The organism is Ferrovum sp. PN-J185, assembly GCF_001581925.1.
Classification (GTDB): domain Bacteria; phylum Pseudomonadota; class Gammaproteobacteria; order Burkholderiales; family Ferrovaceae; genus PN-J185.
The window spans coordinates 81,389-102,292 of sequence record NZ_LQZA01000005.1 but is presented as its reverse complement, the minus strand read 5'-3'; the positions used below and the strand labels follow the sequence as shown (position 1 = coordinate 102,292).

Here is a 20,904-nt window from a genome sequence, read left to right as displayed (position 1 = left end):
AATGCAAATTTGTAAAGATTCTGTGGTGACGTTAAGTTATACACTAACCGACTCTGACGGCACACTGCTTGAGCAAAGCGATCCAACCATCAGTTATTTACATGGTGGATATGACGGTATTTTTCCGATTGTAGAAGAAGCGTTAGAAGGTCAAAACGTAGGGTATGAATGTACTATTACAATGGCACCTGATGAAGCATTTGGTGAGTATGACGAGAGTTTAATGCGTATTGAACCACGTAATTTATTTCCTCAACATGTTAAAGTAGGTATGCAGTTTGAAGGGCAACCTGAAGGCGGCGGAGTGGAAGAAACTATTTTATATACAGTCACTGAAATTACTGATGACAAGGTGACGGTGGACGGGAACCATCCTTTAGTGGGAAAAACACTAACTATAAGTTGTAAAATTGAAGAAGTACGTCAAGCTTCACAAGAAGAATTGGCTCATGGTCATGTCCATGGTGAACACGGTCATCACCATTAATTCTGATCTAATTCCTCGCGCCAACGGTAGAGTATCTCTAATGCTTGGCGCGCAGTAAGCTCATCGACCTTAAGTTGTTTTAATTCTTCAAGAATGGGATCAGTTTGAAATAAATCCTGTTGTGTTACAACGGCTAAATGAGGGGTGGTAGGTTTAGTTGTTGGCGTAAAGTTTTCAAGCATGTTTAGTTTGCGTTGTGCTTGATAAATGACGTCTCTCGGTATACCTGCAAGACGAGCCACTTGAATACCATAACTGCGTGAGGCAGGCCCTTCCTCTAGCGTATGAAGAAAGACAATATGTTCCCCGTGTTCAACGGCATCAAAGTGCACATTGACGATTCCCTCTAGTTGCGTTGCTAATTCTGTTAACTCAAAATAGTGAGTAGCAAACAGCGTAAAACAACCAATACGCTGAGCTAAATCGGTGGCAATGGCATGGGCCAATGACAGTCCGTCATAGGTTGATGTCCCACGACCTATTTCATCAATTAGCACGAGGCTATTTAGAGTGGCTCGATTAAGAATAGTGGCAGCCTCTGACATTTCCACTAAAAATGTAGAGCGACCAGAGGCCAGATCATCGTTGGCACCGATGCGAGTGAAAATTTGATCGAGGAGAGTAATGGTGGCACTTTTGGCAGGAACAAAACTACCCACATGGGCTAATAACGCAATCAGAGCACATTGACGCATGTAGGTGGACTTACCACCCATATTAGGTCCTGTAATCATTAATAAACGACGTTGTGTATGAAGTTCAATGTGGTTGGCGATGAATCGTTCAACTTGTCCTTCAATGACAATATGGCGTCCCTCGGTGATGAGAATCTCATGCTCTGTTGTCATAATAGGTTTAACAAGATTGAGAGCGATTGCTCTATCAGCCAAAGTGCAAATAACATCAACCGTAGCAAGTTGTACTGAGAGAGATTTAAGCGCTGAGAGAGAGTTATTCAGTTCTTCGATGACCTGATCGAAAAGATACTTCTCGCGTGAAAGCGCTCTTTCATTAGCATGAAGAATTTTTTCTTCAAAAGCACTTAAATACTCTGTGGTGTAGCGTTCACTGTTTTTTAGTGTTTGCCGACGTTGATAGTCAAGAGGAACTTGATCAGAGTAGGATCGTGATACTTCTATAAAAAAGCCATGAATTCGATTATATTCCACTCTTAGCGTGGGAATATTAGTGCGTTCTTTTTCTTGTTGCTCAAGAGCAACTAAAAACTCTCCCTGATTGTGTTGAATAAGACGCAGTTCATCTAATTCTGTATCAAAACCCTCTGCGATTACCCCGCCGTCCTTAAGTGACACAGCAGGTTCAATCTTGATGGCACGTTGTAATAGTGTTAAGGGTTCACTGGGAGTGTTTTTTAGTGCATTAATGAAATTTCCAAATACATACTGATTACAATTTATTAAAAGTGCTTCAATAGAGGGAAGTAGAGCAAGAGACTCTCTTAAGGCGCTTAAATCTCGAGGGCGGGCTTGTTTTAGACCTATGCGTCCTACAATTCTTTCTATATCAGCAATATGTTGTAGTATTTTTCTTAATTGTTGTAGGCTGTCATAGTGTTCAGGAGCAACCAACACCTCAATCCAAGTTTGACGCTGTTTAATCTGAGTTATATCACGCAAAGGATGATGTAACCAATGACGTAATAGGCGCCTCCCCATAGGATTCTTACAGGTATCCATGACAGAGAGTAAGGTGGGGCTCATGTCTCCTGACAACGTCTCTGTGAGTTCAAGATGACGACGAGTATTGGGATCCATCTGTACAAAATCAGTAGGGTTTTCTACAGTAATGGCATGAATAATTCGATTGGTTTGTTTTTGTGTGTGCTCTATATAGTAAATGAGTGCACTCGCTGCACTGTGTGCGAGAGCTAAGGATTGGGCGCCAAAGCCATTAAGATCGAAAGTCCCAAGTTGCTCGCATAGCATTTTTTTTCCGCGTTCGGCATCAAAATGAAAGTGAGGACGTTCTACAAAACAGTATGGTAATTCTTGATGGGAATTTTTTTGTCCCTCTGAAATGAGTATTTCAGCAGGACCGATACGCTCTATGGTAGAAGATAAATCAAATAACGACTGTTCAGTTAGAGTCAGCATACCGGTTAATACATTTATAACAGCAATACCAATTAAATTTTCATGAAAAAACACAGCAGCGAGTAAGGTATCTTTGTTTTCATCTAATAAAGAGGAGTCAGTTAAAGTGCCTGGGGTAATAATTTTTACCACTTCACGGGCAACAGGACCTTTACTTGTGGCAGGGTCCCCTACTTGCTCGCAGATAGCCACAGATTCACCAAGACGAACTAATTTTGCTAGATACTGCTCTGCTGCATGAACAGGGACGCCAGCCATCGGAACAGGTTGTCCTGCTGATTGTCCGCGTCGAGTTAACGTGATATCTAACAGCCTAGAAGCTTTTTCTGCATCTTCATAGAAGAGCTCATAAAAGTCTCCCATACGATAAAATAATAGGTAATCAGGATGATTGTTTTTGATAGTCCAGTATTGGGCCATCATGGGAGTATGCTGTAGGGTGGTCATTAATTATTTACAAAAGCGATATAAGGATTATTAGAAATACTGACAAATACTTGTTTTCCATAAAAGAAGGGTAGTCCCCAATCAAAAGAATTGTTATAAATATTGCCGTTGAGTTGAGTTCCTGCCAGATCATCAAAAGCAAAAGCAGTATTGGGATAGTTTAGCGGACTGGTAACAGAAAAATTAACCCCTGTCGTTGTATTATTTGACAATGTAATTTGTGCCGTTAAATTTTGTGTTGTGTTAGGACAATAAAAACCATACCAATTACTGTTTTGTGAGCAAAGATTAAGATTGATATTAGTATTAAAAAAGAGTCCGTTAGAACCACTGTCTATAAATGAAGAGTTGTAAGTTGTGCCGTTAAGTGTTGTAACAAAATAGTTATTCGCATCAGGAGTGATGACGTTGGCGTTACTTGGAAGTGCGTTATTTGATTGTGTTCCAATCCCAAATATTAATTGTCCGGAGGCGCTGCTGTTTCCTGTGGCCGCGGTGATAGAAGGCATTGAAATGATGACACCATTGTTATCAACAACAAATTTAGATACAGGATTCACCACAACAAATGATGAAGTGTTAGTGACGTTGTTCTGATAAGTACATGTATTGCCATTACAAAAGTAATATAAGCCATATGCGCCATCGTTGGCATTATCACCAATACCCAGTACCCCATTTGAACCAAAACTAGTTGGACTTTGTAAGCTTTGTAAGCCCGTTGAGCAGCCACTTGGGGTAGAAGTGAAGCTTGGCGATGCCATAATATTAACCGGAATATTGCTGGCTTTTTCCCCTGCGATTGCTACGTCCAAATTGGCGATTGGACCATAGGTGTAGCCATCTGCAAATTGAACGCATTCAGTGACCGTACTCGACCCAGACTGTAAAAAGCTAGGAGTAAAATTAGTAATTTGATTGCTAAAAATTCTGAGCCCGTAAGAACCTGAGTCAACCAGTACATTATCAATTGTTTGACATTGGGTGTTGGAGCCTGGTTGGCAAACTGTAACGCTGACCATAGGAATGTTTACATTATTAGGCAGTCCTGAGGATTGTGGCTGAGAGCTGACCGTTATATTAGCAACATTGTTGCCACTAGCTGGATTGGTTAAACTAACGCTTGTCGGTGTAACAGAAGTTGTGCTTCCACCACCACCACCGCCACCTCCGCAAGCGTTTAATAAAGCAACAAATATGATGGTAAATAACCAACAGTATGATTTTTTCATAATTTGTTTATTGAATATTATTGACTGAAAAGCCTACTGGAAAGCGATTGCTTAAATAACTCATTCCCCAAAAGTCTCCCATACGCCCGTAATTAGAAACAACTAATTCATTATCGATCACTTTAAGTTGGCGGTGATTTTTTAGTGTAGCCTGACTCAATGCATTATTAAAGCGGGGATAATAGGTGTCTCCAAGTAGAACTGTTAAATCAGGTACCGCTGCTCCAAACCATAATTGAGCAAAAACACTACCTTGGTAAACAAATTCTTTTAAAACCATACCTCGAGTGTTTTGTTGAATAACAACTTGATAAGGAATACCTTGATTTGTTTGCTCTACTGTTTGGTTAAGGATGGTATATGGATCAATTAAAGCCAAAGGCACGCCACCTAAAGTCGCGCCTGAATCAAGGCTTATAAAAACACACAGCGTAACCAGTATTAATTGTAGTTTTCTTATAAAAATCATAGAGTTCCTACTGTTAAATATTACTTTATTTGTAATGAAGCTCGCCTAAATGATTAGAATTGGCGTAAAATAAAAGGTTCTTTACTCTTGTACAACAGGATTCATTATGACTCAATCAATTGCTTTAATTGGACATTATATTCAAGGTCGTCCCGTTGCGGGAACTAGTGGTCGACAATCTGATGTTTTTAATCCAGCTACAGGTAGAGTGTCTGGACAAGTGGCGTTGGCATCGACCGATGAAGTCAACCAAGCGGTCGCATCAGCAAAAGCAGCTTTCCCGGCATGGGCAGGGCTATCCCCATTGCGTCGCGCACGTGTCATGTTCAAGTTTAAGGAATTACTTGAAAAAAACCACGATCGTTTGGCTGAGATCATTACTTCAGAACACGGTAAGGTATTCACTGACGCCAAGGGTGAAGTGATTCGTGGTTTAGAAGTGGTGGAGTACGCCTGTGGTATTCCTGAAATGCTTAAGGGCGAATATACAGAACAAATCGCAACAGGCGTTGATGGTTGGACCATGCGTCAACCTATTGGTGTCACTGTTGGTATTACTCCTTTTAATTTTCCAGTAATGGTTCCTTTGTGGATGCTACCAATGGCTATTGCCTGTGGTAACACCTTCGTATTAAAGCCTTCCGAGCGTGATCCTTCAGCCAGTCTTTTTATGGCTGAGTTACTTAAAGAAGCGGGGCTTCCTGATGGAGTTTTCAATGTGGTTAATGGTGACAAAGTAGCCGTTGATGCATTACTGAATCATCCTGATGTAGATGCGATTAGTTTTGTGGGATCAACCCCAATTGCTCAATATATTTATGAAACAGGTACAGCTCAAGGTAAACGTGTGCAAGCGCTTGGTGGTGCTAAAAACCATATGGTTGTGATGCCTGATGCTGATCTTAATCAAACAGTCGATGCTTTGATGGGAGCTGCCTATGGTTCTGCAGGTGAGCGTTGTATGGCAATTTCAGTTGCTGTGGCAGTGGGCGATATTGCTGAACCTCTTATTGAAGCATTGGTGCCACGTATTAAAGAATTGAAAGTGACCCAAGGAATGGATTTATCCGCTGAAATGGGACCTGTTGTGACTGCTGCTCATCGTCAAAAAATTCAAGGTTATATTGACACGGGCGTTAAAGAAGGCGCTAAACTCGTTGTTGATGGTCGTGGTTTTACAGTGCCTGGTTTTGAGGATGGTTTCTTCTTGGGCGGTACCTTGTTCGATCACGTTACCCCTGACATGGTTATTTACAAAGAAGAAATTTTTGGCCCAGTATTGTGTGTGGTTCGCGTACCTAACTTTGCCGCTGCATTAGAACTTGTTAATAACCATGAGTTTGGTAATGGTACCGCGATCTTCACCCGTGATGGTGGTTTTGCGCGTGAATATGCTTCACGTGTGAAAGTAGGGATGGTTGGTGTAAATGTGCCAATCCCTGTACCCATGGCATTCCATAGTTTTGGTGGTTGGAAACGTAGCTTGTTTGGTGATCATCATGCACATGGCCCAGAGGCAGTTCGTTTTTATACTCGCCAAAAAGCAGTTACTCAACGTTGGCCAGCAAGTATTGAGGCAGGTGCTCAATTTGCTATGCCAACCATGAAGTAGAGGACTGTTATGCATCCTATGCTGAACACAGCGGTAAAGGCCGCACGACGTGCTGGGCACATTATTAATCGTGCGGCGCTTGACTTAGAACGCTTAAAAGTTGCTAAAAAAGGGCCGGCAGACTACGTCTCGGAAATAGACAAAATGGCGGAAGAGGCAATCATAAGCGTTCTACAGGATGCTTATCCTGATCATTCTTTTTTGGGAGAGGAGTCAGGTGCTTTAGGTCAGTCTGACTATCAGTGGATAATTGATCCTATTGATGGGACAACCAATTTTATACATGGCTTCCCCATGTACGCGGTATCCATTGCCTTAGCGCACAAGGGAGTGTTAACGCAGGGCGTGATTTATGACCCTGTCAAAAATGATCTTTTCACTGCAACACGTGGTGCAGGGGCTTATCTTAATGAAAGACGCATTCGGGTCAGTCAACAAATCAAGATGGAAGACGCGTTGATCGGTTCGGGGTTCCCTTATAGCAGCATGGAAAATCAAGAGCGCTATATGAGAATGCTCTCTGTGATAATGCGTGAAAGTGCAGGAATACGTCGACCAGGATCCGCTGCCTTAGATTTAGCTTACGTGGCTGCAGGGCGCTACGATGGTTTTTGGGAGCTAGGGTTAAAACCATGGGATATGGCCGCTGGTGTTTTGTTAATTCAAGAGGCGGGTGGATTGGTTACGGATTTAGATGGTGAACAACGTTATTTAGAAACAGGTCATATTGTGGCGGGTAATCCTAAAATTTTCTCGCAATTGTTAACGTTGGTTACCAAAGCATAGATTCCCATGTCTGAGTCCAACGGATTACAACATATCCGTATTGTCATGTGTCAAACAACACACCCAGGCAATATTGGGGCAGCAGCGCGTGCCATGAAAACAATGGGTCTGAGTCATCTGGTTTTGGTTCAACCCAAATATTTTCCTGACGATCAAGCTAGCGCGTTGGCATCAGGTGCTGACGATATATTAGAACAAGCTGAGGTGGTAAGCTCACTCGCTCAGGCCTTGCAAGGTACTACCTATGCTGTGGCAATGACGGTGCGTTCTCGAGAGTTGTCTCATGAACAAATTAACATTAAAGAACTGGCCCAACGTCTTCCACAGGAAGTAAAAGAAGGTAAGGTGGCTTTGGTTTTTGGTACCGAAATGTCTGGATTAAGTAACGCTGAATGTGACTTATGCCAGGTGTTATGTACCATTCCCACAGAACAACATTTTGGTTCATTAAACGTGGCTGCAGCAATACAAATAGCCTGTTACGAGGCACGTATGGCGTTATTTGATCAACAAATAGTCAGTACAGATAAACCCACTTTGGCGCGTCACGATGAAGTAGAGTATTTTTACGCTCATCTAGAAAAAGTACTACTACATACAGGATTTCTAGACCCAAGCAATCCAGGACGTTTAACTACGCGTTTACGACGTTTGTTTGCAAGAGCACGATTAGAACATGAGGAAGTTAATATCCTTCGTGGTATGCTAAATGCATTAGTTCCTGATGTGAAAATGCTAGGTAGTGAGCGCCATCGCTCGCAAAATAAAAGTGATTAATGGTTGACAGTAAAAATGGCAATATGGTCTAGAGTATGTGAACAAATTGATATCGTTTTCGACCGTGATCCTGCGGTGAGAAGTCGTTGGGAAGTGGTATCTTTATATCCGGGTTTTCATGCCATTTTATTACATTGGTTAGCTCATTGGTTGTGGGGTAAACAGTGGTTTTGGTTAGCTCGTTTTATCTCTCAGTTATCAAGGGGGATAACGGGTATTGAGATTCATCCTGGTGCCAAGGTAGGACGACGAGTATTTATTGACCATGGGATGGGTGTGGTGGTGGGTGAAACTGCTGAAATTGGTGATGACTGCACCCTTTACCAAGGAGTGACGCTCGGCGGCACCTCATGGCAAAAAGGAAAACGTCACCCTACACTCATGCCTGGTGTCATTGTAGGAGCTGGTGCTAAAATTATAGGCCCCATTGTGATAGGTGAGGGGGCTAAGGTTGGCTCGAATGCGGTGGTGGTAAAAGAAGTCCCTCAAGGCGCTACAGTGATTGGTATTCCTGGGCGAGTGGTTGAGGAAGATCTTTCACAAAAAATCAAAAAAGAGGCGATGCAATTTAGTGCCTATGGTCCCACTGACAATGATAAAGATCCATTAGTTGTGCTAGTCAATCAGTTAATGGAACAATGTCGAGAGTTAGAAGAAAAGAGCCAAGAACTTTCAAAACAGTTAGATAGTCTTAATCGTAGTCAAGAAGGACATTAATTATGGCGATTACATTAACTCCAGCAGCACTTCAACATGTGCGACAAGCGCTCAATAAACGTGGCGGAGGCATTGGCTTACGCTTTGGTGTCAAGCAATCTGGTTGTTCTGGTTTGGCCTATATTTTGGATTATGCTGACCAGGTTGATCCAGAGGATATTACTTTTAAACAAGAAGATAATGTGGTGATTCTTGTAAAACAAACCGATCTCCCTTTCGTTGATGGAACTGAGTTAGATTATCGTCGAGAAGGGCTTAATTCTGTATTCAAGTTTAATAATCCCAATGTAACTGATGCTTGTGGTTGTGGTGAAAGTTTTACCACCCGCTCAGACAACGCATAAATTTAACGAGTTATTATCTTGAAGGAAGTATTTTGTGCTCCGCATGGATCGGCTGACGCGTTCTATTTTTCTAAAAAAATTGGAAAAGGACAGCCGTTAGTTGTTTTTACAGAGAACGTTGCCCATGCCCAACGTTTGCTTGAAGAATTAAAATGGCTTAACCCAGAAGCGGGAGTTTACTTTTTTCCTGATTGGGAAACGCTACCTTATGATCATTTCTCTCCTCATCCAGATCTTGTTTCTGAGCGCTTAGCTACGCTTTGGCAATTTAGTCAAAAACAATTTGATGTGGCGCTCATTCCATTAGCAACAGCGTTAAATCGTTTGCCTCCCCACTCTTATTTGGCAGCAAGAACCTTTTTTATCACGCGTAAACAAGAGTTTGATCGCGAGGCTTTTCAAGAGCAAATGCTTACTGCAGGCTATACTCACGTGACGCAAGTTTTGCGGCCAGGTGAGTATTGTGTGCGTGGGGGGCTAATTGATTTGTTTGCAACCGGCAGTGTGTTGCCATTTCGTATTGAGTTAATGGATACGGAAGTTGAAAGTATTCGTACCTTTGACGTAGATAGCCAAAGAACACTTTATCCTGTAAGTGAAATACGTTTACTCCCTGCTCGTGAATACCCAATGGATGATGCTGGCAGAAAAATGTTTCGCCAGCGTTTTCGTGATCGATTTGAAGGTGATCCGTCACGCTCTGACTTCTATAAGGATGTCAGTAATGGCCTTGCTCCAGGCGGTATTGAATATTATTTACCGCTTTTCTTTGAGGGTATGGCGAGTATATTTGATTACTTACCTGAATCAAGTTTGGTCTATCTCAACGCCGATGTGGCTGAGGTTATTCAATCATTCTGGCAATCTGTAAAACCTCGCTGGGAGTTATTAAAAGGTAATCGTGCTCATCCTGTTTTGGACCCCAATGAATTATTTTTAACTGAAGAAGAGTTTTTTAAGGGCATACAGGGCGTTGAACGTATTGATATAAAACCTCATCAATTATGCGCTACAGGTAACTATCCACTGTTACTGGATTCACAGGCACTACCTGCTTTATCTGTAAATCGTCGCGATCAAGATCCTGTTAAATACTTAAGAGAATTCTCAGAACAGTTTAATGGACGTTTAATTATCATGGCGGAGAGTCTTGGACGCCGTGAGAGTTTGATGACGTTACTTAATGAACATAGTTTATCATTTAAATTAGTACAAACCTGGCAGGAGGCGCTGAGCTCAACATCAAAAGTTTCGTTATTGGTTGGCCCTATTGCCAACGGGTTTATTTTTATTGCCGATGAGATTGCTTTAATAACTGAAGCTGAATTGTTTGCAAGCCAGATACGTCAAACAAGACGACGGCAAGGTAACACTCGTTCAACAGATACGTTGTTCAAAGATTTATCCGAGGTAAAAATTAATGATCCTGTGGTCCATTTAGATCATGGTATTGGACGATTCTGTGGGCTTGTTAATCTGGATTTTGGTGAAGGAGTGAATGAATACATGCACTTACAGTACGCAGATAATGATGTACTGTATGTGCCAGTGACTCAATTGCATCTTATCACTCGTTACACTGGTGGCCCACAGGATCAGGCACCACTTCATAAGTTAGGTAGTGGGCAATGGCAAAAAGCCAAGAAAAGAGCGGCTACGCGTGCCCGTGATACAGCAGCGGAGTTATTAGATTTATACGCCAAAAGACAGGCTAGAGAAGGTTTTGCTTTTCCCATTAAGGATCATGATTACGAGGCATTTATCGAAGGATTTGCATTTGAAGAAACGCCCGATCAACTGTCAGCTATTGAGTCTGTAATGAATGACATGCGTTCTGGCAGGCCAATGGATCGACTTATTTGCGGTGATGTCGGTTTTGGTAAAACAGAAGTCGCTATGCGTGCTGCATTTCTTGCAGTGAGTGCTGGTAAACAAGTGGCTATTTTAGTGCCAACCACGCTACTTGCAGAGCAACACTTTAATAATTTTTCAGATCGTTTTGCAGATTGGCCTGTAAGAATTGCGGAACTTTCCCGTTTTCGTTCGAGTAAAGAAATGGCCGCAAGCCTTGAGGGTATCCGTCAAGGTGTGGTAGATATTGTAATTGGTACTCATAAATTAATCTCTGATGAGGTACAGTTTGCAAATTTAGGCTTGGTGATTATTGATGAAGAGCACCGCTTCGGGGTTCGTCAAAAAGAGCGTTTAAAAGCGTTACGTGCTGAAGTAGATGTATTAACCCTAACAGCAACTCCTATCCCAAGAACGCTAGCCATGTCTCTTGAGGGATTGAGAGATTTTTCTGTGATTGCTACCGCCCCACAAAAGCGTCTTGCAATTAAAACTTTTGTTTATCCCTATAGTGATAGTCTAGTTCGTGAGGCGGCGCTGAGAGAGCTTAAACGTGGTGGGCAGTTATATTTCTTACACAATGAAGTTGATACCATTGAAAACATGCGTGATCATTTGGTCAAGTTATTGCCAGAGGCGCGTATTGCTGTTGCTCATGGTCAGTTAAGAGAACGAGAGTTGGAACAAGTGATGCGTGATTTTTATCATCAGCAAGCTAATATTTTGTTGTGTTCCACTATTATTGAAACTGGTATTGATGTTCCTTCTGCGAATACTATATTAATTAATCGTGCAGACCGTTTTGGTTTAGCTCAACTTCACCAATTAAGAGGTCGAGTTGGTCGCTCTCATCATCAAGCCTATGCCTATTTACTTACTCCTCCAAGTGATGCGTTAACTGCTGCTGCAAAAAAGAGGTTAGAGGCCATTCAAATGATGGAGGAATTGGGGTCAGGATTTTATTTGGCGATGCAAGATTTAGAGATTCGTGGTGCTGGTGAAGTTCTAGGTGATTCACAAAGTGGCGATATGATTGAAGTGGGATTTTCTTTATACAATGATTTGCTCACTCAAGCCGTTAAAGCGTTGAAAAAAGGAGATAACTGGGATCTTGAAGCACCATTGAGTATTAGCACAGAAATTAATTTACATGCTCCAGCGCTATTGCCTAATGATTTTTGTGGGGATGTACAAGAGCGTTTAGTATTGTATAAACGTTTATCTAATTGTGATGATATGGCCTCTCTTGATGAATTAAGAATCGAGTTGATTGATCGTTTTGGTTTGTTACCAGAACCGGCACAATTATTACTTGAATGCCATGCGTTAAGGTTGTTAGGGCAGCCTTTGGCAGTCCAAAAAATTGATGCCAATGATGAAAATATAGTTTTACAGTTTGGTAAAGATACACCTTTAGAGCCACAGGATTTAATTATGTTGTTACAACGCGATGGTCGATACCGTTTGTCAGGGCAAGATAAATTACGTGTCAATCGCGAGAGTCACTCGCCATTAGAGCGAGTGACTCATGTCAAAGAGGTATTAGCCGACTTGGAAAAACTGGTTGTTAAGCACTAACCACGGATATTCCTTTAAACTTACCTTGCCATTGTTTGGGGCCTGACTGATGCACTGAATCACCCTGACTATCAACCGCAACGGTAACTGGCATGTTTTCCACAGTGAATTCATACACAGCTTCCATGCCAAGTTCAGGAAAAGCCACGACGCGTGAAGCACGGATTGCCTTAGCCACAAGATAAGCTGCTCCACCTACAGCGATCAAGTAAACAGAGCGATGTTTTTTAATCTCCTCAATGGCTGTAGGCCCTCGCTCAGCCTTACCAATCATGCCAAGTAATCCTGTTTTTTCTAACATCATGCCAGTGAACTTATCCATACGAGTTGCTGTGGTAGGACCGGCTGGACCGACTACCTCTTGACCCACTGGATCTACTGGTCCTACGTAATAAATAAAGCGCCCTTTAAAGTCCAGTCCCTCGGGAAGAGGGAGCCCTTGATTAAGTAAGTCTTGTATGCGTTTATGTGCGGCATCACGGCCTGTTAATAATTTCCCTGACAAAAGAAGGGTGTCCCCTGGCTTCCATGAATGCACTTCCTCTGCAGTAATCTCGTCAAGATTAACGTGGCGTGAATTGGCGGAAGGACTCCAGGTTACTTGAGGCCAGTCGCTTAAGGAGGGCGGGATAAACGTTGCAGGGCCTTCACCTGTGAGTACAAAATGAGTATGGCGTGTCGCTGCACAATTGGGAATCATGGCCACAGGTAAGCTTGCTGCGTGAGTGGGGTAATCCATTATTTTCACATCAAGAACAGTTGACAATCCACCAAGCCCCTGAGCACCGATTCCAAGTGCATTAACTTTATCGTAAATCTCTATGCGTAATTCCTCAGCACGGTTTTGAGGTCCTCGTTGTTTAAGTTCAGCCATATCGATGGGCTGCATAAGAGACTCTTTAGCAAGTAGCATCGCTTTTTCAGCACTGCCACCAATACCAATGCCAAGCATTCCAGGGGGACACCACCCAGCGCCCATAGTAGGTACAGTTTTTAGTACCCAATCCACAATCGAATCTGAGGGGTTTAACATAACGAATTTAGATTTATTCTCAGATCCTCCTCCCTTAGCGGCGATATCAATACTTACTGTATTACCGGGAACAAGATTGATATGGACAACTGCTGGAGTATTGTCTTTCGTGTTTTTTCTTGCTCCCGCAGGATCAGATAAAATTGAGGCTCGTAATGGATTAAGGGGATTGGTATAGGCTTGGCGTACTCCCTCATTAACTAGTTCCTCAATACTCTTGTTAGTCTCAAAACGCACGTTCATGCCTACTTTAACAAAGACAACAACAATCCCCGTATCTTGGCAGATAGGCCGATGACCTTCAGCACACATACGAGAATTGGTTAAAATTTGTGCAATAGCATCTTTTGCTGCTTCAGACTCTTCAAGCTCATAGGCTTTGCCGAGCGCTTTGATGTAATCTACAGGGTGGTAATAGGAGATAAACTGCAAACTATCAGCGATACTTTGAATAAAGTCTTCTTCGCGAATGAGAGTAGTCATGTTTTGTTCCTGAAGTGGTTAAACATTAAGCCCTCTACTATAACCTGTGTAGATATTTTACGGAAGGATCCTCAAAACAGGTATCTCATGGCTATAATGAGGGTTGAAATAGTATTGGTTATGCCTTTAACATTAAAATAATTTTAAAAACCAAATAAAATAAAATACGGAGGAGGTTTATGTCTACAGAAGCTCTATTACACGAAACCCGTGTATTTCACCCAAGTCCTGAGTTTGTCTCTCAAGCAAATATTCAAGGTATGGCCCAATATCAAGCGCTATGTGACGAAGCGCGACGCGATCCTCAGGCGTTTTGGGGAAGATTAGCAAAAGAAAACTTAGATTGGCATAAACCTTTTACGCGTGTACTAGACGAATCACAGGCTCCTTTTTACCGATGGTTTGATGATGGTTTGATTAATGCCTCTTATAACTGTTTAGACCGAAACCTTGCAAAAGGTCTGGGTAATAAAACGGCAATTATTTTTGAGGCTGATGATGGCAATGTCACACGCGTAAGTTATCAAGAGTTGTACACTCGAGTATGCCGCTTTGCCAATGGATTAAAAGCCCAAGGGATTAAAAAGGGTGACCGTGTGGTTATTTATATGGCCATGTCCATTGAAGGCATTGTGGCTATGCAAGCCTGTGCCAGAATTGGCGCTACTCATTCTGTGGTGTTTGGTGGTTTTTCAGCAAAATCCTTACAAGAACGGATTGTTGATGTCGGCGCTATTGCTCTTATTACTGCAGATGAGCAAGTGCGTGGTGGTAAACGCTTACCACTTAAAAGCATTGTCGATGATGCAATTGCCCTAGGAGGTTGTGACGCTTTAAAGACAGTGATTGTATATCGTCGCACGGGAGGGGATATTCCTTTTGTGAGTGGGCGTGATATTTGGTTTCATGATGTTGAAAACGGTCAAAATGATCAGTGTGAGCCTGAATGGGTTGAGGCTGAGCATCCCTTATTCGTACTTTACACCAGTGGCTCCACAGGTAAGCCTAAAGGAGTACAACATGCCACAGGAGGATATTTACTGTGGGCATTACTGACTATGCGTTGGACTTTTGATATCAAAGATCAGGATATTTTCTGGTGTACGGCAGATATTGGTTGGGTAACCGGGCACTCTTATATTGTGTATGGACCGCTTGCGGCAGGGGCTACTGAAATTGTTTTTGAAGGGGTCCCCACTTATCCTCATGCTGGACGATTCTGGGAAATGATCGCGAAACATAAGGTGTCAATTTTTTATACGGCTCCTACTGCAATACGCTCATTAATAAAAGCCTCTGATGGTGATGTGAATGTCCATCCAAAACATTTTGATTTATCTAGTCTTAGACTGTTAGGGTCAGTGGGAGAACCCATTAATCCAGAAGCTTGGATGTGGTATTACCGAGAAGTGGGCGGGGAGCGTTGCCCCATTGCTGACACCTTCTGGCAAACAGAAACAGGTGGGCATATGATTACTCCTCTGCCTGGGGCAACTCCTATGGTACCGGGTTCTTGTACGCTACCTTTACCTGGTATTGAAGCCGCTATTGTTGATGAAACAGGTCAAGATATGGCAAATGGACAAGGTGGTATTTTGGTTATAAAAAGACCTTGGCCTTCGATGATTCGAACCATTTGGGGCGACCCTGAACGTTTTCGTAAGAGTTACTATCCTGATGAATTAAAGGGATACTATTTAGCAGGTGATGGGGCGATACGTGATAAGGATACGGGTAACTTTACTATCACAGGTCGTATTGATGACGTGTTGAATGTGTCGGGACACCGTATGGGGACCATGGAGATTGAGTCAGCCTTGGTTGCCAATACCTTGGTGGCAGAAGCCGCTGTAGTGGGACGCCCTGATGACTTAACTGGGGAGGCGATTGTCGCTTACGTGGTACTAAAACAACCTCGTCCAACTGGTGAACAGGCAAAAGCAATCGCTAATGAGTTAAGAAATTGGGTGGGTAAAGAGATTGGCCCCATTGCGAAACCAAAAGAAATTCGCTTTGGTGACAACCTACCTAAAACCCGTTCTGGTAAAATCATGCGTCGTTTGTTGAGAGTGATTGCCAAAGGCGAGGAAATTACTCAGGACGTATCAACTCTCGAAAACCCTGCTATTTTGCAACAACTTAAAGAAAGCGCATAAGGAGTGATTCTCGGGTGAGGTTATTACATCGTTATCTTGCCCGAGAGGTCATATTTGGGACGGCACTGGTGTTTGCTGCATTGGTGTCGTTGTTTTCTTTTTTCGATTTTATTCATGAATTGAATGATTTGGGTAAAGGCAGTTATCAGATTACTCAAATTGTTGTGTATGTATTACTCGCCATGCCAGGGCATGGCTATGAATTATTTCCTATCGCTGCTTTAATTGGCACCTTGTATGGTTTAAATAATTTAGCGCAACACTCTGAAATTACTGTGATGCGAGCTTCAGGTATGTCTAAAGCACAGCTCAATCAGTCGATGATTAAAATAGGGCTGTACTTTGTTCTCTTTGCTTTTGTATTGGGGGAGTTTATCGTTCCAGCTACCGAAGAAGCAGCTCAACAGTGGCGTTTGAAAGCATTAAATAATTTTGTGGCCACTCAATTTCGTTCGGGTATTTGGGTTAAAGACAGTGGTAGTTTTATCAATGTACGTGAAATGTTGCCGGATAACTCGCTGCATGATATTCGTATTTATCGTTTTGATGATAACCGCCGCTTAAAGGAAATTTCTCGTGCTCATAAGGCGACGTTTATTAGTGAGCATAAATGGCGTTTAATCAAAGTTGAACATACTTTTTTTAATCAAGATGGAGTCAGTGTGAGCCAAGATGCCAGTGAGGAATGGAACTCGGTGCTGACTCCTTCGGTGCTATCTACTTTACTGGTGGAGCCTGAGCAAATGTCCATATGGAATTTGTTTGGTTACATTAAACATTTAAAAGAAAATAATCAGCAAACCAGTCGTTTTGAAATTGCTCAATATAGTAAGTTAATTTATCCGTTTTCTATATTGGTCATGATGATGTTAGCGGTGCCATTTTCTTTATCAAGACCTCGCTCAGGAGCCGTGGGAACGCGTATGTTAATTGGTATAGCGCTTGGTTTAAGTTTTTATTTACTGAGTCGTTTTTTTGCATACCTAGGGCAATTAAATGACTGGTGGCCATTATTTAGTACTATTACCCCAAGCTTAATGTTTTTATTATTGGCCTTTGCTATTAATCGTTGGCAGGAGCAACGTTTGTAGGTTGTATGCGGACGGTTTCAGTACCACTTAATATGTCGTGTAGCCAGCGATGTTGCCTGTCAATAACAAGCCATATCAAACTTATCCCCGAAAACAATAAACAGGTGGCTAGAACATAGCGTCTCAATGCTTGTAAATAAGTTGGGGGAGTGTGTGTTTGTCTATCGATTATTTTTAGACGCCAGGTTTTCATGGCCACAGTTTGTCCTGTGTGATGCCATTGGTAAGCGAAGTAGATGGCGTAGATAATAAAAAGATACCCACGATACCATGAGCGCAGCTCTGGATGATGTGGGTAATCAGTTAGGTAGACGAAAGGGAGCCCAGAGAGTACGCCAAGTCCAAGTACGATAAGTGTTTCGTAGACAAGGCAGATCAGACGAGTAGAAATGTTAGCCGGCATGAATTAGGGGTTGATCGTGTTTGGTTCTGGGGTAGTGTGTTTTTCAGACCACTGAGATTTGATGGCTTCTTTTTTAGCTTTAGGTAAATGATGCCATTTTTTATAGTTTTTACGTGCTCTTTCTTGCGCGTCCGTGGGCAGTTTAGACCAAACAATAATATTTTTTTGGAAACGTTTTTGTTGTTGGGCATTGAGTTTATTGTAATGTTTTGCAGCATTAATTAAACGTTGCCGTCTTTGTAAGGAAAGATGTTCCCAGTTAGTGTGAGCAGGCTCTAAAATACGTTGTTGTTCAGGACTCAAACTATCCCAATGCATATTAGGTTCATGGGCCGGAATGAATGACGTGAATAAAATGAGCCCACTGGTCATCACGATGAGGATTATTTTTCTAACCATTGACTAAGCTCTGAGGTGGTGAAAGCTTGAATTGGTAAATCACTGGCTAATAATTTGGCATCTAAAAAACCTTGATCATCCTCGTTTTTTTCATGTATCCAAGCACTATAAGTTGCTATGGCTGAGATAAGTAATAAAGAACTGACAATGGCAACAAATTGTTGGCGCAGTGTATCGCTACTCAAGGCGATACTGTAACCAGTGTAAGCTGGTTTTTTGTTGTTCTTTAAGCTTATTTTAAGCGCATTTTCTCGGATTTTATCGAGTTTTTCACGTGTTTTATCAGAAATTTGCTGGCTACTATGATTTAGCGAGTTGCGCACAAATTGAATTATTTGCTCATCATTCATGGTGTTATTCCTTTTTGACGGAGTAGAGCAGTTAAGCTTGCTAGGGCGCGAGAGCTATGGGTTTTAACGCTACCCTCAGAGCAACCCATGGCCTCTGCCGTCTCTCTCACATCGAGTCCTTCCCAATAACGCAGCAAAAAAGCTTCGCGTTGACGTAAAGGTAGCTTTTCTACAGCTTTTTCAATGATTTCAATAACTTGCTTTTGTTCTAATGAGTTGTCTGGTCGTGTTGCTTGCTCTGGTTGCTGGTGAAGTTGTTCAATCCACTCTTGGTCTGTTGTTTCTTCATCTTGGTTTTGGAAGCTGCTAAATAAGGGCGTCCACCAATTGCGTATTTTTTGACGACGGTAATAGTCACGAATGGTGTTTTGTAAAATACGTTGAAATACAGGGGGTAATTCTGCTGCAGGAAGATGGCTATATTTTTCAGCCAATTTAAACATGGACTCTTGCACTAAATCTAATGCTGATGCCTCATCTTTAACGGCAAATAGAGCGTGTTTGAAAGCCCGTTGTTGAACTTCCGTTAAAAATGTCGACAATTCTTGTGCTGTAGCCAGAGTAATTACTTCCTTAAAATTGCGTAGTGTAACAGATAGAGTGTGAAGCAATGGCCTATTGGGTGTTTGCTAACTAATTTTAAGTGATTTTTTGGCTTTATAAGAAAAGAGTATTGAAAAACAGAAATTAAATAACGTTTTCGCTTAGTATGCGCTTAAGCATTAGGGTGTAATTGAGGTCAGCTCTTGACCGCAGGCGCTGAAAAGGATACGCTGATAGGTTTTCAGTACGTGTTGCCTTTAAGTATTCGTACTAGACATAAATTTAACTTTAACTTAGATAGAAAGTGATTGGCTCATGCGATTAACCGGTGCAGAAATAGCAATTCAATGTTTAGTTGAAGAGAACGTTCCCTACGTCTTTGGGTATCCAGGCGGAGCGGTGCTCCATATTTATGACGCCCTTTTTAATCAAGATAAGGTCAGACATATTCTGGTGCGTCATGAGCAAGCGGCTTTGCATGCGGCTGATGCCTATGCAAGAGCCACGGGTCGACCAGGAGTGGCGTTAGTAACTAGCGGTCCTGGGGTAACCAATGCTGTAACAGGGATTGCCACTGCATATATGGATTCTATTCCAATGGTTATTATCTCTGGTCAAGTGCCAACCCCTGCAATTGGGTTGGATGCTTTCCAAGAAGTGGATACTGTTGGTATTACTCGCCCTTGTGTAAAGCATAACTTTTTAGTTAAGCATGTGGATGAGTTAGCCTCGACTATGAAAAAAGCCTTTTATGTGGCTACTTCAGGACGTCCTGGTCCGGTGCTTGTTGATATTCCTAAAGATGTGTCTCAGCACATCACTGAATTTGACTATCCAAAGTCAGTTTCTATGCGTTCTTATAACCCTGTTAACAAGGGTCATACTGGTCAAATTAAAAAAGCCGTTCAAATGCTGATGGAAGCCAAGCGCCCCATGATTTATGTTGGCGGTGGAGCTATTCTTGGTGACGCATCTCATTTGGTCACAAAGCTTGTAAAAGATTTAGGTTATCCTTGTACCAACACATTGATGGGACTAGGCGCATTTCCAGCGACTGATCCGCAGTTTGTAGGGATGCTCGGTATGCATGGTACTTATGAAGCTAACCTTGCTATGCAGCACTGTGATGTATTGCTAGCAGTAGGGGCCCGCTTTGATGACCGTGTTATTGGTAATCCCCAGCATTTTTACGTTGAAGGTCGTCGTATTATTCATATTGATATTGATCCTTCAAGTATTTCAAAACGAGTACGTGTGGATGTACCTATTGTGGGAAACATAATTGACGTACTCAATGAGATGTTAAAACTTGTTGAAGAAAGTACAGTAAGTGTTGATGCATTAGCCTTAAAACAATGGTGGCAGCAAATTAATACGTGGCGTGAGCGTCAGTGTCTTAAATATACCAATTCAACTGAAATTATTAAACCTCAGTACGTCATTGAAAAATTGTACGAGGCAACACAGGGTGATGCCATTGTGACCTCAGACGTGGGGCAGCATCAAATGTGGGCAGCACAATATTATAAATTTGATAAACCTCGCCGTTGGTTGAACTCAGGTGGTTTGGGGACAATGGGGTTTGGTCTTCCTGCTGCAATGGGAGCTCAGTTAGCGTTTCCTGATATGCCAGTTGCCTGTGTGACAGGAGAAGCCAGTATACAAATGTGTATTCAAGAATTGTCTACCTGTAAACAATATCATTTGCCGGTGAAAATTGTGAACTTGAATAATCGTTATTTGGGTATGGTTCGTCAGTGGCAAGAGATCTTACATGGTAATCGCTATTCTGAGTCATATATGGATGCCTTGCCAGACTTTGTGAAATTAGCGGAAAGCTATGGTCACGTTGGTATGAGAATTGAGAACCCAGCTGATGTTGAAGGTGCTCTTAAAGAAGCTTTTTCGCTCAAAGATCGTGTCGTATTCTTAGACTTTCTCACCGACCAAACGGAAAATGTATTCCCTATGGTTAAAGCTGGAGCCGGTTTAACTGAAATGTTACTCGGCGCTGAAGATCTGTAAAAATTAG

At 42.1% G+C, this 20,904-nt stretch carries 18 protein-coding genes; 10 read left to right on the top strand and 8 right to left on the bottom strand.

The annotated features are described in order from the left end of the window. Position 1 precedes the first annotated feature (1 nt). Complete coding sequence (locus FV185_RS08955) at positions 2-487, top strand: FKBP-type peptidyl-prolyl cis-trans isomerase (protein ID WP_067496706.1); 486 nt, start codon at positions 2-4, stop codon at positions 485-487. Here FV185_RS08955 and mutS read toward each other — a convergent pair. Genes mutS through FV185_RS08940 form a run of 3 tightly spaced genes read right to left on the bottom strand, consistent with a single transcriptional unit; the run spans position 484 to position 4,749 of the window. Beyond that, positions 484-3,048 (bottom strand): DNA mismatch repair protein MutS, encoded by a 2,565-nt coding sequence (gene mutS / locus FV185_RS08950; protein WP_067496703.1) that lies wholly within the window; start codon positions 3,046-3,048, stop codon positions 484-486. The genes FV185_RS08955 and mutS overlap by 4 nt on opposite strands. Next, on the bottom strand, positions 3,048-4,280 hold the full coding sequence (locus tag FV185_RS08945; RefSeq protein WP_067496700.1) for a DUF3443 family protein: 1,233 nt from the start codon (positions 4,278-4,280) through the stop codon (positions 3,048-3,050). Before FV185_RS08945 ends, mutS begins: the two co-directional genes overlap by 1 nt. 7 nt (positions 4,281-4,287) lie before the next feature. Beyond that, complete coding sequence (locus tag FV185_RS08940) at positions 4,288-4,749, bottom strand: DUF2844 domain-containing protein (protein ID WP_067496698.1); 462 nt, start codon at positions 4,747-4,749, stop codon at positions 4,288-4,290. 106 nt (positions 4,750-4,855) lie between these two features. Here FV185_RS08940 and FV185_RS08935 point away from each other — a divergent pair, with 106 nt between their 5' ends. From FV185_RS08935 to mfd, 6 genes are read left to right on the top strand one after another with little or no spacing between them, the layout of a single operon-like run. After that, entirely contained in the window at positions 4,856-6,361 is a 1,506-nt protein-coding gene (locus tag FV185_RS08935) for a CoA-acylating methylmalonate-semialdehyde dehydrogenase (protein ID WP_067496695.1), read from the top strand. Between the two features lie 9 nt (positions 6,362-6,370). Beyond that, positions 6,371-7,147: an inositol monophosphatase family protein gene (locus FV185_RS08930; protein WP_067496692.1), complete on the top strand. Its 777-nt coding sequence runs from the start codon at positions 6,371-6,373 to the stop codon at positions 7,145-7,147. A gap of 6 nt (positions 7,148-7,153) precedes the next feature. Further along, a complete protein-coding gene (locus FV185_RS08925; protein ID WP_067496688.1) occupies positions 7,154-7,924 on the top strand; it encodes an RNA methyltransferase in 771 nt (256 codons plus the stop codon). Positions 7,925-7,939: 15 nt separating this feature from the next. Then, complete coding sequence (gene cysE, locus FV185_RS08920) at positions 7,940-8,641, top strand: serine O-acetyltransferase (RefSeq protein WP_082787110.1); 702 nt, start codon at positions 7,940-7,942, stop codon at positions 8,639-8,641. 2 nt (positions 8,642-8,643) lie between these two features. Then, the gene (locus FV185_RS08915) at positions 8,644-8,985 is read left to right on the top strand and encodes a HesB/IscA family protein (protein ID WP_067496685.1); all 342 of its coding nucleotides are present in this window, start codon (positions 8,644-8,646) and stop codon (positions 8,983-8,985) included. Positions 8,986-9,003: 18 nt separating this feature from the next. Then, complete coding sequence (mfd, locus tag FV185_RS08910; protein WP_197457853.1) at positions 9,004-12,414, top strand: transcription-repair coupling factor; 3,411 nt, start codon at positions 9,004-9,006, stop codon at positions 12,412-12,414. On the opposite strand, the gene FV185_RS08905 is transcribed toward mfd, so the two are convergent. After that, on the bottom strand, positions 12,404-13,930 hold the full coding sequence (locus tag FV185_RS08905) for a fumarate hydratase (RefSeq protein ID WP_067496679.1): 1,527 nt from the start codon (positions 13,928-13,930) through the stop codon (positions 12,404-12,406). The two genes, mfd and FV185_RS08905, sit on opposite strands and share 11 nt — an antisense overlap. Positions 13,931-14,109: 179 nt before the next feature. On the opposite strand from FV185_RS08905, the gene acs reads away from it, so the two are divergent. Then, positions 14,110-16,086 (top strand): acetate--CoA ligase, encoded by a 1,977-nt coding sequence (gene acs / locus FV185_RS08900; protein WP_067496676.1) that lies wholly within the window; start codon positions 14,110-14,112, stop codon positions 16,084-16,086. 14 nt (positions 16,087-16,100) lie between these two features. Then, positions 16,101-17,177, top strand: a complete 1,077-nt coding sequence (gene lptG / locus FV185_RS08895) for an LPS export ABC transporter permease LptG (protein WP_067496672.1) — start codon at positions 16,101-16,103, stop codon at positions 17,175-17,177. Here the strand turns inward: lptG and FV185_RS09485 are convergent. Genes FV185_RS09485 through FV185_RS08880 form a run of 4 tightly spaced genes read right to left on the bottom strand, consistent with a single transcriptional unit; the run spans position 17,149 to position 18,889 of the window. Beyond that, positions 17,149-17,580, bottom strand: a complete 432-nt coding sequence (locus tag FV185_RS09485; RefSeq protein WP_082787109.1) for an RDD family protein — start codon at positions 17,578-17,580, stop codon at positions 17,149-17,151. The two genes, lptG and FV185_RS09485, sit on opposite strands and share 29 nt — an antisense overlap. Before the next feature lie 3 nt (positions 17,581-17,583). Continuing rightward, positions 17,584-17,979 carry a DUF3106 domain-containing protein gene (locus FV185_RS08890; RefSeq protein WP_067496670.1) on the bottom strand — a complete coding sequence of 132 codons (396 nt, stop codon included), beginning with the start codon at positions 17,977-17,979 and terminating at the stop codon, positions 17,584-17,586. Next, a complete protein-coding gene (locus FV185_RS08885) occupies positions 17,964-18,329 on the bottom strand; it encodes a DUF3619 family protein (protein ID WP_067496667.1) in 366 nt (121 codons plus the stop codon). Before FV185_RS08885 ends, FV185_RS08890 begins: the two co-directional genes overlap by 16 nt. Continuing rightward, entirely contained in the window at positions 18,326-18,889 is a 564-nt protein-coding gene (locus FV185_RS08880) for an RNA polymerase sigma factor (RefSeq protein WP_067496780.1), read from the bottom strand. Before FV185_RS08880 ends, FV185_RS08885 begins: the two co-directional genes overlap by 4 nt. Positions 18,890-19,187: 298 nt before the next feature. On the opposite strand from FV185_RS08880, the gene FV185_RS08875 reads away from it, so the two are divergent. After that, positions 19,188-20,897, top strand: coding sequence for an acetolactate synthase 3 catalytic subunit (locus FV185_RS08875; protein WP_067496665.1), 1,710 nt, complete (start codon positions 19,188-19,190; stop codon positions 20,895-20,897). The last annotated feature ends 7 nt before the right edge of the window (positions 20,898-20,904 follow it).

What these genes read in the sequence shown, in the direction of transcription:
- FV185_RS08955 (WP_067496706.1), top strand. Translation starts at nt 2, where the DNA reads ATGCAAATTTGTAAAGATTCTGTGGTGACGTTAAGTTATACACTAACC.
- mutS (WP_067496703.1), bottom strand. Translation starts at nt 3,048, where the DNA reads ATGACCACCCTACAGCATACTCCCATGATGGCCCAATACTGGACTATC.
- FV185_RS08945 (WP_067496700.1), bottom strand. Translation starts at nt 4,280, where the DNA reads ATGAAAAAATCATACTGTTGGTTATTTACCATCATATTTGTTGCTTTA.
- FV185_RS08940 (WP_067496698.1), bottom strand. Translation starts at nt 4,749, where the DNA reads ATGATTTTTATAAGAAAACTACAATTAATACTGGTTACGCTGTGTGTT.
- FV185_RS08935 (WP_067496695.1), top strand. Translation starts at nt 4,856, where the DNA reads ATGACTCAATCAATTGCTTTAATTGGACATTATATTCAAGGTCGTCCC.
- FV185_RS08930 (WP_067496692.1), top strand. Translation starts at nt 6,371, where the DNA reads ATGCATCCTATGCTGAACACAGCGGTAAAGGCCGCACGACGTGCTGGG.
- FV185_RS08925 (WP_067496688.1), top strand. Translation starts at nt 7,154, where the DNA reads ATGTCTGAGTCCAACGGATTACAACATATCCGTATTGTCATGTGTCAA.
- cysE (WP_082787110.1), top strand. Translation starts at nt 7,940, where the DNA reads ATGGCAATATGGTCTAGAGTATGTGAACAAATTGATATCGTTTTCGAC.
- FV185_RS08915 (WP_067496685.1), top strand. Translation starts at nt 8,644, where the DNA reads ATGGCGATTACATTAACTCCAGCAGCACTTCAACATGTGCGACAAGCG.
- FV185_RS08905 (WP_067496679.1), bottom strand. Translation starts at nt 13,930, where the DNA reads ATGACTACTCTCATTCGCGAAGAAGACTTTATTCAAAGTATCGCTGAT.
- acs (WP_067496676.1), top strand. Translation starts at nt 14,110, where the DNA reads ATGTCTACAGAAGCTCTATTACACGAAACCCGTGTATTTCACCCAAGT.
- FV185_RS09485 (WP_082787109.1), bottom strand. Translation starts at nt 17,580, where the DNA reads ATGCCGGCTAACATTTCTACTCGTCTGATCTGCCTTGTCTACGAAACA.
- FV185_RS08890 (WP_067496670.1), bottom strand. Translation starts at nt 17,979, where the DNA reads ATGGTTAGAAAAATAATCCTCATCGTGATGACCAGTGGGCTCATTTTA.
- FV185_RS08885 (WP_067496667.1), bottom strand. Translation starts at nt 18,329, where the DNA reads ATGAATGATGAGCAAATAATTCAATTTGTGCGCAACTCGCTAAATCAT.
- FV185_RS08875 (WP_067496665.1), top strand. Translation starts at nt 19,188, where the DNA reads ATGCGATTAACCGGTGCAGAAATAGCAATTCAATGTTTAGTTGAAGAG.